Origin of the sequence: Brevibacillus brevis (assembly GCF_001039275.2) — a bacterium.
In the GTDB taxonomy this organism is placed as follows: Bacteria; Bacillota; Bacilli; order Brevibacillales; family Brevibacillaceae; genus Brevibacillus; species Brevibacillus brevis_C.
Genome location: NZ_CP030117.1, coordinates 2,663,787 through 2,680,071, shown reverse-complemented (window position 1 = coordinate 2,680,071; position 16,285 = coordinate 2,663,787). Strand labels below are relative to the sequence as shown.

Annotated in this window: 17 protein-coding genes; 1 reads left to right on the top strand and 16 read right to left on the bottom strand. The window is 49.4% G+C overall.

The window, feature by feature from the left end; all coding sequences use genetic code 11:
* Positions 1-112 precede the first annotated feature (112 nt).
* On the top strand, positions 113-1,021 hold the full coding sequence (locus AB432_RS13610; RefSeq protein WP_048032733.1) for a C40 family peptidase: 909 nt from the start codon (positions 113-115) through the stop codon (positions 1,019-1,021).
* Between the two features lie 79 nt (positions 1,022-1,100).
* On the opposite strand, the gene AB432_RS13605 is transcribed toward AB432_RS13610, so the two are convergent.
* From AB432_RS13605 to AB432_RS13530, 16 genes are all read right to left on the bottom strand, one after another.
* Positions 1,101-1,343, bottom strand: coding sequence for a hypothetical protein (locus tag AB432_RS13605; RefSeq protein ID WP_007722993.1), 243 nt, complete (start codon positions 1,341-1,343; stop codon positions 1,101-1,103).
* Positions 1,344-1,464: 121 nt separating this feature from the next.
* The gene (locus tag AB432_RS13600) at positions 1,465-3,252 is read right to left on the bottom strand and encodes a M3 family oligoendopeptidase (RefSeq protein ID WP_048032732.1); all 1,788 of its coding nucleotides are present in this window, start codon (positions 3,250-3,252) and stop codon (positions 1,465-1,467) included.
* Positions 3,253-3,395: 143 nt separating this feature from the next.
* Positions 3,396-4,613, bottom strand: a complete 1,218-nt coding sequence (locus tag AB432_RS13595; protein WP_048032731.1) for a M20 family metallopeptidase — start codon at positions 4,611-4,613, stop codon at positions 3,396-3,398.
* A gap of 37 nt (positions 4,614-4,650) precedes the next feature.
* Positions 4,651-5,613: a P1 family peptidase gene (locus tag AB432_RS13590; protein WP_048032730.1), complete on the bottom strand. Its 963-nt coding sequence runs from the start codon at positions 5,611-5,613 to the stop codon at positions 4,651-4,653.
* Complete coding sequence (locus AB432_RS13585; protein ID WP_048032729.1) at positions 5,613-6,170, bottom strand: ECF transporter S component; 558 nt, start codon at positions 6,168-6,170, stop codon at positions 5,613-5,615. The genes AB432_RS13590 and AB432_RS13585 overlap by 1 nt, the downstream gene beginning before the upstream one ends.
* A gap of 66 nt (positions 6,171-6,236) precedes the next feature.
* The gene (locus AB432_RS13580) at positions 6,237-7,073 is read right to left on the bottom strand and encodes an energy-coupling factor transporter transmembrane component T family protein (RefSeq protein ID WP_048032728.1); all 837 of its coding nucleotides are present in this window, start codon (positions 7,071-7,073) and stop codon (positions 6,237-6,239) included.
* Positions 7,074-7,086: 13 nt separating this feature from the next.
* The gene (locus AB432_RS13575; RefSeq protein ID WP_048032727.1) at positions 7,087-7,947 is read right to left on the bottom strand and encodes an energy-coupling factor transporter ATPase; all 861 of its coding nucleotides are present in this window, start codon (positions 7,945-7,947) and stop codon (positions 7,087-7,089) included.
* A complete protein-coding gene (locus tag AB432_RS13570) occupies positions 7,944-8,813 on the bottom strand; it encodes an energy-coupling factor transporter ATPase (protein WP_048032726.1) in 870 nt (289 codons plus the stop codon). The genes AB432_RS13575 and AB432_RS13570 overlap by 4 nt, the downstream gene beginning before the upstream one ends.
* Positions 8,814-8,975: 162 nt before the next feature.
* Complete coding sequence (locus tag AB432_RS13565; protein ID WP_048032725.1) at positions 8,976-10,274, bottom strand: sigma-54 interaction domain-containing protein; 1,299 nt, start codon at positions 10,272-10,274, stop codon at positions 8,976-8,978.
* Positions 10,271-10,522, bottom strand: a complete 252-nt coding sequence (locus AB432_RS13560; protein WP_235617681.1) for a hypothetical protein — start codon at positions 10,520-10,522, stop codon at positions 10,271-10,273. Before AB432_RS13560 ends, AB432_RS13565 begins: the two co-directional genes overlap by 4 nt.
* 15 nt (positions 10,523-10,537) lie before the next feature.
* The gene (locus AB432_RS13555; protein WP_048032723.1) at positions 10,538-10,873 is read right to left on the bottom strand and encodes a DUF4406 domain-containing protein; all 336 of its coding nucleotides are present in this window, start codon (positions 10,871-10,873) and stop codon (positions 10,538-10,540) included.
* Between the two features lie 119 nt (positions 10,874-10,992).
* On the bottom strand, positions 10,993-11,664 hold the full coding sequence (locus tag AB432_RS13550; protein WP_048032722.1) for a GNAT family N-acetyltransferase: 672 nt from the start codon (positions 11,662-11,664) through the stop codon (positions 10,993-10,995).
* A gap of 39 nt (positions 11,665-11,703) precedes the next feature.
* Complete coding sequence (locus AB432_RS13545) at positions 11,704-12,375, bottom strand: GNAT family N-acetyltransferase (protein ID WP_048032721.1); 672 nt, start codon at positions 12,373-12,375, stop codon at positions 11,704-11,706.
* Positions 12,376-12,411: 36 nt separating this feature from the next.
* Entirely contained in the window at positions 12,412-13,269 is an 858-nt protein-coding gene (locus AB432_RS13540) for a carbon-nitrogen hydrolase family protein (protein WP_048032720.1), read from the bottom strand.
* A gap of 129 nt (positions 13,270-13,398) precedes the next feature.
* Positions 13,399-14,658: a M20 family metallo-hydrolase gene (locus AB432_RS13535; RefSeq protein ID WP_048032719.1), complete on the bottom strand. Its 1,260-nt coding sequence runs from the start codon at positions 14,656-14,658 to the stop codon at positions 13,399-13,401.
* Positions 14,655-16,277, bottom strand: coding sequence for an amidohydrolase (locus AB432_RS13530; protein ID WP_048032718.1), 1,623 nt, complete (start codon positions 16,275-16,277; stop codon positions 14,655-14,657). The genes AB432_RS13535 and AB432_RS13530 overlap by 4 nt, the downstream gene beginning before the upstream one ends.
* Positions 16,278-16,285: the final 8 nt, after the last annotated feature.

The window sequence follows — 16,285 nt, the reverse complement described above, 5'->3', positions numbered from 1 at the left end:
ATAGTTTTTAAAAAATAAAATAAAGATTATTTTTTTCATAGATTTACCAAGCAAAATCCGCTAGAATTTTAGCTAGATATGCAGATTTTAGTAGATTGGTGGAGACGATGACATGAAAAAGACTTCAAGGCTACTCACCTTCCTCGCGCTCTTCACTCTGCTGCCTACTGCTGCCCATGCATCCTCATCGGCATATGTGGTATCAGCAGGTGATACGCTGAGCAAGATCGCTCGCGAGCATCAAGTAACGGTGGATCAAATCATTCAATGGAACCAACTGAACGATGATAGATTGTCAATTGGACAAACTTTGTCTATTCATGGTGCAAGCACTTCTGGCTCCATTGAGACTGACCTTCCTTCCGATGTAGCTGTCGATCAGAATGACAACGCTACCAGTGAGTCGAAAGAACTAACCGCTGGGGAAAAAGCCCGCGTCACTGGTGATGTGCTGAATGTGCGTAAAAAGCCTTCGACTGACGCAAAAGTATTAGGCAAGCTAAGATTCGGTTCCATTGTAGAAGTCGTAGAAACGGGTAGTGAATGGACGAAAATCGAATTCGAAGATCGTGAAGCATACGTTGCTACAGAGTTCCTAAGTCCAAACCTCACTTCTACCGTTTCGCTGCCTGCCGAGATAAATGAAGAAGATCTGGGTCGGATGAAGGAAATTTTTGAGCCATTGCTCAATACACCATACGTCTTAGGCGGAACTACTCCGAATGGCTTTGATTGTAGTGGCTTTACTTCATACGTTTTTGAGCAGCTTGGGGTTACACTTCCGCGCACTTCTGAAGATCAATTCCGTGGCGGTCAAGAAGTATCACTGGATCAAGCACAACCTGGTGACCTCTTGTTCTACGATGCGCTTGGAAAAGGACGCGTGTCCCACGTAGCGATCTATCTGGGTAATGGAGCAATCGTGCATGCGAATGGCGAAGATGTTCGCTATGGCAAAGTAGAATACATGCATAAGCTCTACCCGTTTTACGGAGTGAAGCGTTACGCTAATTTCCAGTAAGCTTTCCTACACATAAAAGCAAACAAACAGCCCTATCTGCCTTTACAGCAGTTCGAGGGCTGTTTGTCTTTCTGTGTGCTTAATGTATTTCGGTATTATGGGCCTGCTGTTGCTGCTGTTGTTGCCCTCCGATTTCGATTTTGCCCAACGCTTGCTTCATTTTGTCGAGCTGAAGCTGATAATCACGAACGACTACAGTAAGAACACTGACAGACTCCTTGAAATCCGGCTCGCTGCTTACTCTGTCTATGGCTCTATGTAAATGCAGCATCTTGTTCTCCGTTTCCCGTAATAGGTCGAGTAACTGCAATCCGTTTACCACGTAATCACCTCATCTGTTTTTTCTTACTTTCTCCTTCCCCTCTGTTCCCTATGCGCACAAAAACGCTTTGCATCATGAATAAAAAACGTCCGCTAATGACATAGCGGACGTTCTTTTTATATTAGTTCAGTCGTGCAGACGCGAGCTCAACGAACTTGTCGATATCTTTTGCAACCAAAGAGAGTGAATTCCGCCAGAAATCGACTGAGCGTACATCAACATCCATAATAGCTGCTACATCTGCAACACTCATTTTGCCTGTTACAGACAAGAGCTTGTCGTACTGCTCAACAAAAGCTTCCCCGCGCTTGAGATACTCTGCGTACAAGCCTTTTGCGAACAGAAGCCCAAAAGCATACGGGAAGTTGTAGAAATTGTAATCCGCGCTATAATAGTGCGGTTTGCATACCCACATGTACGGGTGTAGGGCTGCCGGGTCCAAACCATCCCCGTAAGCGTCCTTTTGCGCTTGCAGCATTAGTTCGTTCAATGTGGAAACAGACAAGGCACCTTCTGTTCTGCGCTCAAATACAGCCGTCTCGAACAAGTAACGGCTATAAATATCGACGATCACCTGACTTGCACCACTAATATCATGTTCCAAAATCGCAAATGCTTCCTCGGAGGTCGCCTGTTCAAGCGCTGCATTGGCAATGATGGTTTCGCACAAAATGGACGCGGTTTCGGCGATTGGCATCGGGTATTCGCTATTCAAGAATGCTTCGTTTACGAGACATTCACCGTGATAGCCATGTCCCAATTCATGTGCCATTGTGCTCACATCGCTGTAGCTGCCTGTGTAGTTGGACATAATTCTGCTCTCCCCTACGATGTGCAGGTTGTAGCAGAATGCCCCTCCACGCTTGCCTTCACGAATCTCAGCATCAATCCACTGATTGTCATAAGCTCGTGCTGCATAGTTGGCGAGTTTTTCGCTAAAACTACCAAAGTGCTTCACGATGAAGTCGCGGGATTCCTCATACGAGAACCGCATGTCTGCCTCGCCCACTGGCGCAAACAAATCATAAAACGGCAACTGAGCACTCTCATGACCGAGCAGCCTCGCCTTTGTACGGAAGTATTGATGGAAGGATGGCAGGCTCTCACGCATCGCCTGAAGCATCGCTTCGAGCGTCTCGCGGTCCATGCGGGAGTCTTGTAACGTCTTATCCAGCGGCGATTCATAGCCTCTGAGCTTCGCTACGGTAATAACCTCGCCCTTAATTCCATTCAAGCTGGCAGCAGCAGCTTCAACGATTTTTTTGTAAGCGGCAAGCTCCGCCTCGTATGCCGTTTTGCGAAGCTGCGGATCTTTTTCGTTCGCCATGTTCCGCACCACTGGCAATGGAAGCTGCTTGTGCTCCCCATCGATTGTAATGTCTACCAGCAAAGTGGAAGTCAACATTTCATGGAGCTTTGTCCATGCATTTGACCCTGTATTTTTCATTTTTGCCAGGACGATTTCTTCTTTTTCGCTCAACATGTATTTGCTCTTGTCTGACATTTCTGTCAACATAAAGCGGTGTGTTTCTAACAGCTCCGATCGGCTAATCAACTCGTCCAGGTTACTCAACGCTCCTAGCCATTTTTGGAATTGCACGCCTGGTTCAACCAATTCCACAGCCTGATTCTGTACTTTTTCAATCGCGAGCAGTGCTACTTCATTCTTGGCATCTACGCTAGCAGTCAGCTCTCCGTAGGCGTACAAGCGGAATTGCGTTTGCAGAACGGAGGTCATCATCGTGATGTATGTCTCCATCTTCGCTACTGCATCTTCTGATGATTGCAAGTTTTGCGCTGCCCAGCTTTTGATCTCTTCTGTTTCCCGTACGAACTTCTCCCAATCTTGTTTCCATTCTGGTGCATCAAACGAGGAATACAAGACATCCAATTTCCAGCGCATATTCATGGGCACGCGCCTCCTTTTCGCTTATGTAACAAGCCTATTGTAAAAAAATTTAGATGGATTCTGCAAGTTTTTACTAAGAAAACTTCTTTTTCGAGAATAAAAAGACTCTGCCACTAGCTTAAGCAGAGTTCTTTTGTAGGCGATCAAGCTCGTACTGACTGCGTCAAAAACGTTAATGCAGACAAGGCAAAAAGCTGGGTGGATTCTACCAATTGGTCAATCGTTACGTACTCATCTGCATGATGAGGGATGTGACGATCGCCTGCGCCTGTCGTCAAAATTGGAATACCTGCTTTGTGCAGGAAGGTTCCATCTGTCGCACCTGGAACGCCATTATATACGGGTTCTTTTTTCGTGATTTCCCGATAGGCGCTCGCGACAGCGGTCACGACTTCTTCCTTCATGCCAGTCAACGTCCAAGGACGCTCTTCGATGACTTCCAAGGTGGCTTTGAACTTGTCATCTTCTTTGCTTAAACCTTCTAATATCGCACTGATTTCTTTGTACAGCTCCTGGTGGTCCTGCCCGGGTACCGTGCGAATGTCAAGTGTAGTCATGCATTGATCCGGCACGACGTTAATTTGGGCGTCTCCTTTGACCGGTGCCTGCAAAATCGTCGGAGTGATACTCGGCCACCCCAACATCGGGTGCTCTCCCAGACGAGCCATTTCCTTGCGCTCCAGCTCCTCTAATGCAACTATGGCGCGTGCCATCTTTGTGTTTGGATTGATTCCCGTCAGTGGCATGGCACCATGCGCCATTTTGCCAAACGTACGAAGGATGGCTCGCATAGCTCCTTTTTGCGTGATGCAGAGCTGATTTTCTTCCGGTTCGCAGATGATCGCCGCATCGACGTTGTTGGCCCAGCCGCGACGGATGAAATCTTTGATCCCGATCATCATGCTCTCCTCATCACAAGGGATGCACAGGAGAATTTTTCCTGTAAAAGACTGTTTGGATCGTTGGATAGCTTTGACGGCACATATCGCGGCAGCCAGATTTCCTTTTGTGTCACAGGAGCCACGTCCATAGATACGTCCACCAGATATTGTCCCGCCAAAAGGATCGTAGCTCCAAGCATCCCGGTCCCCTTCTGTTACGACATCTGTATGGGCTTCGAACAAAAGCGTTTTGCCAGGCCTGCCCGAATCGTAAAAAGCGATGACATTCGGTCTGCCCGGAACAACCTCTTCATAGAAGACCTGCAAACCCATATTGCGAAGATAATCGGCGACAAATAGTGCGACCCGCTCTTCATTCGCTCCTGCCTGATCGGGGCGAAACACACTCGGAATTCTAACTAGCTCCTGCGTTAGGCGCACAACTTCCTGCTCGTCAACAAAGGATATCACCTGATTCATCCGACAATCCTCTCCTCTGCATCCAATTATGTTACCCCTATTCCTGGAAGTAACTGCGATAAGATGGCAGTCCCCCTGCTTCCTCTGCGTGCTTAACCGCTTGGATGACGGCTTCTGCCAGCACATCTGCGGACAACGCGCCCACCTGGTCTACACTCGCCGCTACTTCGCCTGTTGCTACAGCAAAGATCGTATCGCCATCGTACATGGTGTGAATCGGACGGATCGTACGGGCAAGCCCGTCATGAGCCATTTGCGCTACTTTTTTTGCTTCTGTTTTGGACAAGCGGGCATTACTCGCGACTACGGCAATCGTCGTGTTCGTACCTGGTGGGATCGGAGAAAAGGCTTGCTGGCGCATCATCTCCATGCTATCTCGAATGGTTCCCTGTTCATCTCTCGGCCCGGCTATGATCGTCCCAGACTGCGGATCTGCGACATGACCGACCGCATTTACAGCGACGATTGCGCCTATGACGAGTCCATTGGGTAAAATCACGGAAGCTGTGCCCAACCCGCTCTTCATCGCATTCGCAAATCCATTCAGCTTGCCTACTGACGCACCTGTACCAGCACCGACGTTTCCTTGTGCTACTGTCTCTCGGCTTGCCGCCTGTGCTGCCTCATAGCCCATATGACGATCCGGACGAACCCGATAGTCGCCTACAGCCAGGTCGAACAAGACGGCTGCTGGAACGATAGGAACGACGCCATAGCCAACATCTAGCCCGATGCCTTGTTCCTCCAAATACTGCATGACACCTGTTGCAGCATCCAAACCGTATGCACTGCCACCTGAGAGGCAAATCGCATGGACGACACTCACCAGATTGATAGGGTCCAAAAGGTCCGTCTCGCGGGTGCCCGGGGCAGAACCCCGGACATCCACGCCGCAGACAGACGGCTTTTCCAGCATAATCACACTGCATCCCGTTAATGTTTCTTCGTTTTGTGCATGCCCGACGAGAACGCCGGGTACGTCAACAATCGTTCCGGTCATTATAAGTCTCCTGAAATTTTTGATTTTTGTCTGCCCACTGAGCCCAATTTCTTCCAAGCCGCAACGACAGCCAATGTAACAATGACAGAAACAATTGCTTCTGGCAAACCGCTCGTGATTGCGACTGTTGTCGCTACACCAAGCGTCATGTATCCTCGAATAACGGCCATGCCCAGTACCAAAATCGTGTTTGTCATCGCCCCAATAAAGCCAGCGGCACCAATCGCCAAGTACTGATTGACGTTTTTCAAACCGACATAGGTCAAGTACGCAGTCACACCGATGAACAACCGTGGCAGGATGGCGACAAGGGGATCTTTAAACAGCGGGACCGTGGCATTTAAGAAAGAAGAGACTCCAAATATAAGGCCAATGATCATACCAACGCCCCAGCCCTCCATTATCCCCCCGATAACAGCCGGGATGTGCATAATAGTGGCATTGCCCGCTGCTGTCGGAACCGGAATGTAGCCGAGACGTGTCACCCCGAGCAAAATCGCTATCGCGCCCAGAACGCCTGCAATGACAATCTTGCGAACGGTCAAGCCTTTTTCCATGCATACTCCTCCTTTTACGAGTTTTATGTGGAATGCCCTATTCGGGCGAGTTCCCGCTAGTCTTCCTTACCAAGGTATGGCGAGCATGACGGCAGAAATGACTATGCTTGCGATCAGCGCGACGTAATCCTTGCCTACTGCCTTGTATTGGGTGTATCTGGTCCGTGCAGCACCTGGTGTGTAGCATCTGGCTTCCATTGCCAAAATCAAATCTTCTGCTCTGGAGAGTGCCACATTAAACAGCGGGATGATGATGGGAAACATATCTTTTGTTCGCTGGATGATCCGCCACCATTCTCCTGTACCAAAATCTGCACCACGGGACGCTTGTGCTTTCATCATTTTTTCCATTTCCATCGCGAAGGTAGGTACAAAGCGCACAGCAATCGTGATGATCAATGCAAACGCGTGAACGGGAAACTTTACTTTTTCCAAAGGCCCCAGCAGTCGTTCCATGCCGTGCGTGAGTTCCGTCGTCGAAGTGCTGAGCGTAAGGACACTTGATAAGAAGATCACTTCTACAAACCGCATGGCAGACACGATGACGAGGCGCACACTCTCACTTGTGATCGTGATGAAGCCGTATTTCAAATAAACGGTTCCGCCATTCACAACCTCCCCGTAAAAAAGCAACTGCATGATCGCCAAAATAATGATAAAGGGGATAGCTGGCTTGATCCCGGATATGCCGTAATGCAAGGGGATTTTTGAGATTTGAAACATCCAGATACAAATGGCTAAAGCAAACAGATTACCCACGTATGTATCGCAGATGGCAATGGCTAGGATGAGAATGACGAAGGCACCAAGCTTGAAGCGAGGATCGAGACGATGAACGACCGAAGCAGTGGGTAAATATTGACCGATGGTAATATTGCGCGTCAATTCAAATTCTGCTGACATGTGGACCCCCTCCTTAGCGGTTCAACAGTTTCAAAATTTCCATCGCTGTCTCTTCGGGTAAAAAAGCGCTAGGATCGATGCTGTAGCCCTGTTCACGGAGTCTGTATAAAATATCAACCGATTCTGGTGTGCCGATATGATGCTGTCGCAGCAATTCCTGATTGCCAAAAATTTGTCGCGGTGTCCCTTCGCAGACTGATTTCCCGTTTGCCATGACGTAGACACGATCCGCAAGCTTGGCGACCTCTTCCATATTGTGTGAGACGAAAATAACCGTTAGCTTTTCTTCCCGATTGAGACGGCGGATGCGTTCCAATAGCTCAAGACGAGAACGCGGGTCCAGCCCTGCTGTTGGCTCGTCAAGCACGAGAACCTTGGGTTGCAAGGAAAGGACGCCAGCCAATGCCACCTTGCGTTTCTGTCCGCCACTCAAGGCAAAAGTGGGACGGTCTTTCATCTCCTGAAACGAGAGGCCGACCAAGTCCATCGCCCACTGAACGCGTCGCCGCACTTCCTCTAAAGGAAGCCCCATCCGAAAAGGGCCGTAGGCTACATCATCACCGACCAGTTTTTCGAACAGTTGATCCTCCGGGTTTTGAAAAACGAGCCCCACTTGTCTGCGTAACGTACGAATATCGATCTTGGGTGAAGATACATCCATTCCATTGATGATGACTGTACCGGATTGCGGGCGAATCAGGCCGTTAAAATGCTGGATTAACGTCGATTTCCCCGATCCGGTATGGCCGATAATCGCCAAGCATTCGCCCTCTGCCACCTGTATGCTTACCTGGTCGAGAGCCCGATGTTCGAGGGGTGTTCCCTGCATGTAGACATGAGATAGATTTTCTACGTTTACAATCGGTTGCGTCATGAACCACTCGCCTCCGCTTGCCTGACGTATAGACGATTAACCTCCGCGACAACTTCCTCATTGTGGATGAGATCAGGTGAAAATTCGCTATTTTCGGAGTGAACGAGATGAGCAATTCGGCTCGCGTCCGGAACATCCAGATGAAGCTCGCGTAGTCTTTCCTGATGGGAAAACACTTCACGCGGGGTACCCTCCAATACGATCTTGCCACCCTCCATCACGATAACGCGATCCGCTTCTGCTACCTCTGACATGTGATGAGTCACGGTGACGATCGTCATTCCTTCGCGATGCAGCTTGCGAACGACTGCCAGTATATCCTGTCTACCGTAGCTGTCCAGCATACTCGTCGCTTCATCCATGACAAGGACTTGCGGCTTCATCGCCAATATCCCCGCAATGGCGATCCGTTGCTTTTGTCCGCCAGACAAATGATGAGGCGGACGATGACGAAAGGCACTCATCCCAACAGCCTCTAGAGCATTATCCACTCGCGTTTTCATTTCTTCCGCAGATGTCCCGATATTCTCCAATCCGAAGGCCACATCGTCCTCTACAATCGTCGCGACAATCTGATTGTCCGGATGCTGAAAAACCATCCCGACACGGCTCCTCACTTCGTGAATTCGCTGTTTTTCACGTGTGTTGATACCGTTAACAATGACATCGCCATCGTTTGGAGTCAAAATTCCATTGAGATGCTTAGACAACGTTGACTTACCGGACCCATTATGACCGATGATGGCAACATACTCTCCTGGAAACACTTCTAGGGAGACATTTTGCAGGACAGGAATTTGTTGATCTTGGTTAACCTGATAGGCAAACGAGACATTTTCTACACGAATAATCGGTTGTGGTGTCATGCTCTCCCCTCGCCTCTTCGTAAAAGTCGTATGTGCTGTGTTCTCCATCAATAAGCAACTACCATGCCAGATGAATATGTTTTAAATTTTCTGTAAATTAAACAAGAAACTGAATAACTCTGTTGCAAACATGCATCGCTGATGTTGCGCTTGCATCAATTTCTACAATCTTTCGTAGCGCTTCATTTTTCTCCACAGGGTGGACCGATCCATTCCCAAAATTTTCGCCGCCTCTCCCTTGTTTCCCTTCGTTTCCGCCAAAACCTTTCGGATGACTTCTGCTTCTCTCTCTTCTTGATCACGGTAAGATTGTCGCTGATACAGCTTCTTGGCAAAAAAAGCCGTGTCCTCCTTGCCAAGCGCGTCATTCTTACAGAGCAAGACCATTCTTTCTACCACGTTGCGCAGTTCTCGTACATTGCCTGGCCAGTCATATTGTTTGAGAACGTGGAAAACGGCCTCCTCTACTTTCAGATGCCTTTTATTTTCCCGTTCCTTGATTTCTCCCATGATCGATGCCACCAATAGCGGAATATCTTCAATTCGTTCTCGCAAAGCAGGCAGCTCAAGCGTCAACACATTCAATCGGAAGTACAGGTCTGAGCGAAACTGCTTTTCCTCTACCAGTCGTTCCAAATCCCGATTCGTTGCCGCGATGATTCTCACATCGACAGGGACGATACGCTCCCCGCTGATTCTGCGCACTTTTTTCTCCTGCAAGATACGCAAGAGCAACGCTTGGATCGGGATCGACATCTCTCCGATTTCATCGAGAAACAGAGTCCCTCCGTGTGCCAATTCAAACAGCCCAGGCTTTCCGCCTTTGCGGGCGCCAGTAAATGCTCCTTCCTCGTATCCAAACAATTCGCTCTCCAATAAGTTGCCGGGGAGAGCCGCACAGTTAACCGGAATGAACGGCCCGGTAGCACGCTGGCTGCTCAAATGAATCCCTTGGGCAAACAGCTCCTTGCCAGTCCCGGACTCCCCCTGTATGAGAACCGTCGCATCTGTCCGTGCGAAAGTTTCCGCCCATTCCTTCGCTTCGCGGATCGCAGAAGAATCTCCAACGATATCCTCCAGGCGGAATTTGGCTTCCAAGCCGCTCTCCATGCTCTGCTTGCGAATGCGCATCTCCATTTTTTGAATGTCGGTGATCTCTTTAAAAGTGGACACAGCACCTACGATTTCACCCTCTACGACAATCGGCAAACGGTTGATGATTATTTGTCGATTCAGGATCGTTGCGATGTCCCCAATCTCTTTTTTCCCCGTTGCCAAAATTCTCAACATATCTGAATTGGGGATATAACGGGTAATTTTTTGTCCAACGATATTGCCTGGCAGGCCGAGTATTTCCATCGCATTTTTATTGACCCCGATAATAATGGAATCCCGATCGACCGCAATGATCCCGTCATGAGAAGCATCCAGAATCGCCTGCATGTGGATGTCATGGATCATTTGCCCGGCTCTCCTTCCTCGGCATGCTCAAGCATGACTGCTACTTCCGGTGCTCGTCTACTTGCCCGACGCTTTTTTCGTTTCTTTTTCCGTAAAATGAAAATAGACAGGAGCATCAGCCCGAGGATGGCGAGCTCGATTGGTTGTGCTAGCTTTGCAGAAGTCCAGCCACTCATGCCCAGCAAGTGAAAGATGACGGCTATGTAGAGGAAGATCGACGCTAGATTTTGAGCTTTCACCTGTTTCACCTCTGTTTTTTCTGGTTAGAGAAAGAATGCGGCAATCACGTTATCGTTGATCCCACTCTTGGAGTAATAATAAACGGGCTTCCCTTGTTCTTTTGCATACGCAATTTCTTTGCTTGTACTGCTACCGATATACCCCTCTACATCGATGACAAAAATCTCGTCGGACAAATCGATTTTTCGAAAGTGAATGTCTGTGAGTAGATCTACTTGCTCCTGTGATATCGCAAAACCCTCACTCTGCTCGAAAAAGGCTACGCTCATCACGATGTTTCCTTGGAGCGTCAGATACGTATTCGCCTGCTCAAATTCCTTTTTGAATTTGGTTGACCCGCATAGGGTGATAATTTTCATTTTGATTCCCTCTTCATCCAGCTTGTATTTTCGTAATAATCTGACTAGCCTACTACGAAAAACTCCCATGGAGCCGTGAACAATGCTCCACAGGAGAGTTGGTTCTTGTTGTCTTGCGATTAAATAGGGAGTAGCTCCACCGTTTCTTTGCTCTCCAAGTCTTTCACCATGTCGAGCCATGCTTGTGGCTTTTGTGGAAGCACGGCGTAATAACGCTTCAGGAAGGTGACGATCAGATCCGCTTCGAGGGTCGTTTGCTCTTCGTTTGTCGGCATGAAGCCGAGATCCAGTCCGGATACCGCTTCGCCGTCATTTTGCCAGGACGGATGCACATACGCAAAGTTCGTACGTTTGTATCCCAGATGAGAGAGCACTTCCCGACGTACAAATGGGTCCATCGGCTTGATTCCGCCAAAGTTGTGTTCTTCCACACGGTACGGGTCGTAGATTTCTGCAAACATTCCGTACAGCTCCTTGCCGTTTTCAGCAGCCAAAGCGAGCAGGTCCTTTTGACGCTCTCTGGCGAGGAATCGTCCCACTCCGAGTCCTTCTCGGCCGATGATCGTGAAGTCTGTCATGGCTACGTTCATGTCCGTGTAATAACGGTATTCGGTAGCCCCCACAACTTCTCCTTCGTGTACAGCTACAAATACGCGAATGCCCGGATCTTCCAGCGGTTCTTTCCACAGATCGTACTCCAATACTTCCTCAGGTGGGAAAACCTCTTGCATCAAACGGTGCATTTTCGCAAACAGCGGATTGTCGATATGTTGAATACGTACGAATTCCATCAGTCAAATCCCCTCTCGATCGATTATGTCGGATAAACCCTAGAGATGCTGCTGAAATGGATTTTTCCATTCCATGAGCGTCGCGTAGTTGCGAGATTCCTCATCTTCCAAATAATTCGCCACGACCTGAACAGGCGTACGACCGCAGCGCATGAGAAATGTAACCACCGGGTCTCTTACTTCTCCTGTCAGAACACGCTCCAAATACTGCTCAGGTGTCCATTGGTCTGCATAACGTCCATATCCTGGCATGCGACCTCCGCCGAGCAATCTGCGCAGTCCTTTTTGTACCACCAGCTCATACATCGCTTGCATCATCTGTTGGCCCAATCCCAGCTTGCGGAAGCTCGGACGAATACAAATGTCTACAATGTACAGCGTGTCACCCTCAGGATCATGATTACGGATATAACCGCTATCCGTGACATCTTCCCACTTATGTTCGGGGTGAGCCGGATCAAACTTCACGAGCAACCCTGTCATCGAACCTGCCAAAACACCGTCCACTTCTACACAAATGGCACCTTCTGGGAACAGGGTAATATGGTTCGTCAGCTGCTCCTGGTTCCACCATAGCTCAGACGGAAACGGTGGGGGAAAGCTCTCCGCCTGTATTTGGATCAATTCGAAGAAATCTGCGCGATTGTAGTTGCGAATAACGGCTTTCCGCGGCTTGCTCCCTTCAAATACATACAGTTCTTTTCTGTACATATTCATCCTCCTGCTGTCCAGATCACGATGGATTGCTTACTTCCAGTCGGTATACAAATCGATGCGGCGGTCGCGCCACGTTGTGACGGAGCCTTTTTCTCGTACGTCGTATAGCAATTGGATATCCAAGTCAGCGGTTACCATCATGTCGTGGTTGATCTCCCCTTCAGCCAGAACGCCACGAGGAGGGAACGGAACATCGTTTGGCGTCAGGATCGCCGCTTGTCCAAAGTTCGCTCGCATGAAATCAACTGTCGGCAGCGAGCCTACAGTACCAGTCAACACGACATACACCTGGTTTTCAATCGTCCGGGCATGGCTGGTGTAACGTACGCGGTGGAATGCGTGGCGATCATCCGTGCAGGATGGGCAGAAAATGACGTCTGCGCCCCGTGCTTTGGCGATGCGCACCCACTCAGGAAACTCGATGTCGTAGCAAATAATCATCGCGACCTTCCCTTTGTCGGTCTCAAAGATTTGCAACGAGTCGCCAGCCCCCATGTTCCAGCCTTTTACTTCCCATGGGGTGATATGGATTTTTTTCTGCTGCCCTACACGTCCATCCGGGTAAAACAGAAAAGCCGTATTGTAAAGCTTGCCGTTTTCCTCGATGATGTGTGTTCCACCAATCAGATGCATCTCATATTTGGCAGCGAGGGATCGAAACAGCTCGACATATTGATCCGTGAATGACGGCAATGCCGTAATTGGCAGCGCATTGCCCTGCTCGTCTCCGATTGACATGAGTTGAGTCGTAAACAGCTCCGGGAAAAGGAGGAATTCTGTGTCGTACTCTTGCGCGTTTTTCACGTAGTGCTCAACTTGATTGGCAAAGTCTTCAAAGCTATGTATGGTATGCAGATGGTACTGCACAGCGGAAACACGCATTTTCATGCCATTCTTCCTTCCTCAAACGTGATAAGAACCTCTCAGACTAAAATATATCAAAAACAGCCTGTAAAGTCTCGTCATTGGCTGTATGAAAAAAAGTCGCCTATCCGCTTAGACGGGCGACCCTCTCTCTTATTGATTGATACTCATCCGCAATACGGTTTTGTAGAGCAGCTCTGTTCCCAGTGCCACATCTTCATAGGCTGCGTATTCCTGCGGATTATGACTGATACCGTCCTTGCAGCGGACAAAAATCATCCCGTAATCACAAACGTAGGAGAGTGCCAATGCGTCGTGGAAAGGACCACTCATCAGCTCGCGTACAGAGGCACCGAGCTTGCTGCTCTCCTCATGCATAATTGCCTTTATCCAGTCGGCACAGTAACGCGGGTCACTATTCGTATCTTCCGTAATGGTATATTTCAATCCACCTTCTACGGCGGCTAGCTCAATCGCCTCGCGCAACGCTTGTTCGCGCTCATCGCGACGCTTCAAATCGATATCCCGCAAATCAATCGATAAACGCACCCGCTCGGGAATGATGTTGCGCGAATCCGGGAAAACCTCCAAGTGACCGACTGTACCGACTGTTGGCGCTTGTGGATCGAGCTTTGCCAGCTCGTTCACTGCCAAAATTACTTTTGCCGCGCCGACTAGTGCATCTTTTCTCATCGGCATCGGTACGGAACCAGCGTGCCCGGCAAAGCCAGTCAGCTCGACCGTCCACCACAAAGGCCCCGATATCGCCGACACGATTCCAATCGCTTCTTTTGCATCGTCGAGAATCGGCCCCTGTTCAATATGCAGCTCCAGATAAGCACCGATGCTGCCTTTTGGATAAATAGACGCTTCCAGGCAATCAGGGTCGCACCCAAAATCAATCAGTGCCTGCCTGCGTGTGATCCCGTTTTTATCCGTCCTCTCCAAGTCCGTTGGGTCCAGCATCCCAAGAATGCCTTTGGAACCAAACAGTCCTTTTTGAAACCGGCATCCTTCTTCGTCACAAAACGCAACGACTTCAATCGACTGTTCCGGCATAAGCCCTTGTTCATTCAACGTCTGGACGACTTCTAGTCCACCCAATACCCCGATCACCCCATCATACTGACCGCCGTACGGCTGCGAATCGATATGCGAGCCAATCATCAAGATCGGAGCTTGCTCATCCTTCCCCGTCATCCGACCAATCAAATTGCCGAAGTCATCGATCCGGGTCTGAAGACCGGCTTCTTCCATCCAGCTACGCACCAGCTCTACGCCTGCCCGGTCTTCAGCGGACAAAGCGAGTCGACATACACCCGTTTCACCTATTTTCCCGATTTGCGCCAATTGCTCGATTCTTTTTTTCAGTCGTTCTTCATTGATCGTCAGCTTTCTCGCTTTTACGTTCATGCTTGTAGAACCTCCTCATCTTGGCGTAGATAGACGAACTCCCCATCTATCATCGTTTTGTCTACGCGCAGCTCTTTGATGCGATCTGCCCGCGTTGCCAAAATATCGCCGTCCAGCACAACGAGATCAGCCAGCTTCCCGACCTCAATACTCCCTTTGATCCCCTCCTCAAAACTGGCGTACGCTCCGTTCCAAGTAAACATGCGAATCGCCTCCATGATGCTGACCCTTTGATTGCTCCCCACATCCTGACCTGTTTTACTCAACCGATTAACAGCAGCATGAATCCCGATCAGTGGGTTGAAATCAGTCACGGGACTATCCGATGCTCCCGCCGTAATGATCTCCGCGTCGAACTGATCTCTCGCCGGAAACATATGCCCGACACGCTCTCCGATGTTGTTCACATACGAATCGCCGTAATCGTAGATAAAAGCAGGGTTCGGAATGGGTACGACACCTAGCCGAGCCATTCTCGCCAGCAGATCTGGCGCAGATACACCCGCATGTTCAATTCGATGTCGGTGATTCGCGCGCGGATGTGCTTCTAGTGCCGTTTCAAAGCATGTGAGCAGCATGTCAATCGCTCGATCTCCCTGGGCATGAGCGGTAATTTGAAAACCTCTTGCATGTGCCTCTCCCAAAATGGTATTCAACTCGTCCTGTTCATAGTAGAGAATTCCGTAATCATCGGGTCGGCTGGTGAACGGTTTACGCATGGCCATCGTGGGCGCAATGCTTGCCCCATCGGTAAAAACCTTCGCGGGTCCGATTCGGAAGCGAGCATTCCCCGTACCTGTTACCATCCCGGCATCGATCATCTTTCGGACAAAATCGTCGGATTGATTCAGCGCACAAACCATTGCGTAGATGCGAACTTTCACGTCACCTTTCTGTACCGCTTTTTGCATCGCCCGATAGTTCTCTGGCCCGTATCCTCCCGCATCGTGGACACTCGTAATGCCCGCAGCAACAAAATCTTTCGAAGCCAATCGCAGGCCTTGGATGTACTCTGCTTCTGTAAAAGCAGCTTTTTCAAACATGTTCATATGTGCCGTTTCGATGAGGAATCCCGTTAGCTCACCATCTGCATCACGATCAATACGTCCACCTTGGGGATCGGCTGTGTTTCGGTCATAACCCGCAATGGCAAGCGCTCTGCTGTTTACGACAGAATGATGAGCACACGTCCTCATGACAAAAACAGGATGCGCTGTCGTCACTTCATCCAGCTCGGCAAGTGTCGGATAGCGTTGCTCGACCATGAGATTCTCATCGAACCCACATGCCCTCACCCATTCCCCTCTGGGTGTTTTTTTCGCTTGTTCTTGCAGTGCAGTGAGCAGTTCATCAATTGACGTGATCCTTCTCGCTTTGCAATCGACTCCCAGCTTGTTCGTACCGTAAATCGTAATATGCAGATGGGCATCGATGAAGCCGGGCAATAGACTCTTCCCTTGCAAATCAATGACGTTTGTATGTGATTGAATCAACGGTTTCACATCTTCACTAGACCCGACAACAAGGATGCGATTCCCCCTGACTGCTACTGCCTCTGCCACCCGATTCTCTTGATCTACCGTGACCACCTGTCCGTTAAGAAAAACAGTATCTGCCATGTAACTGC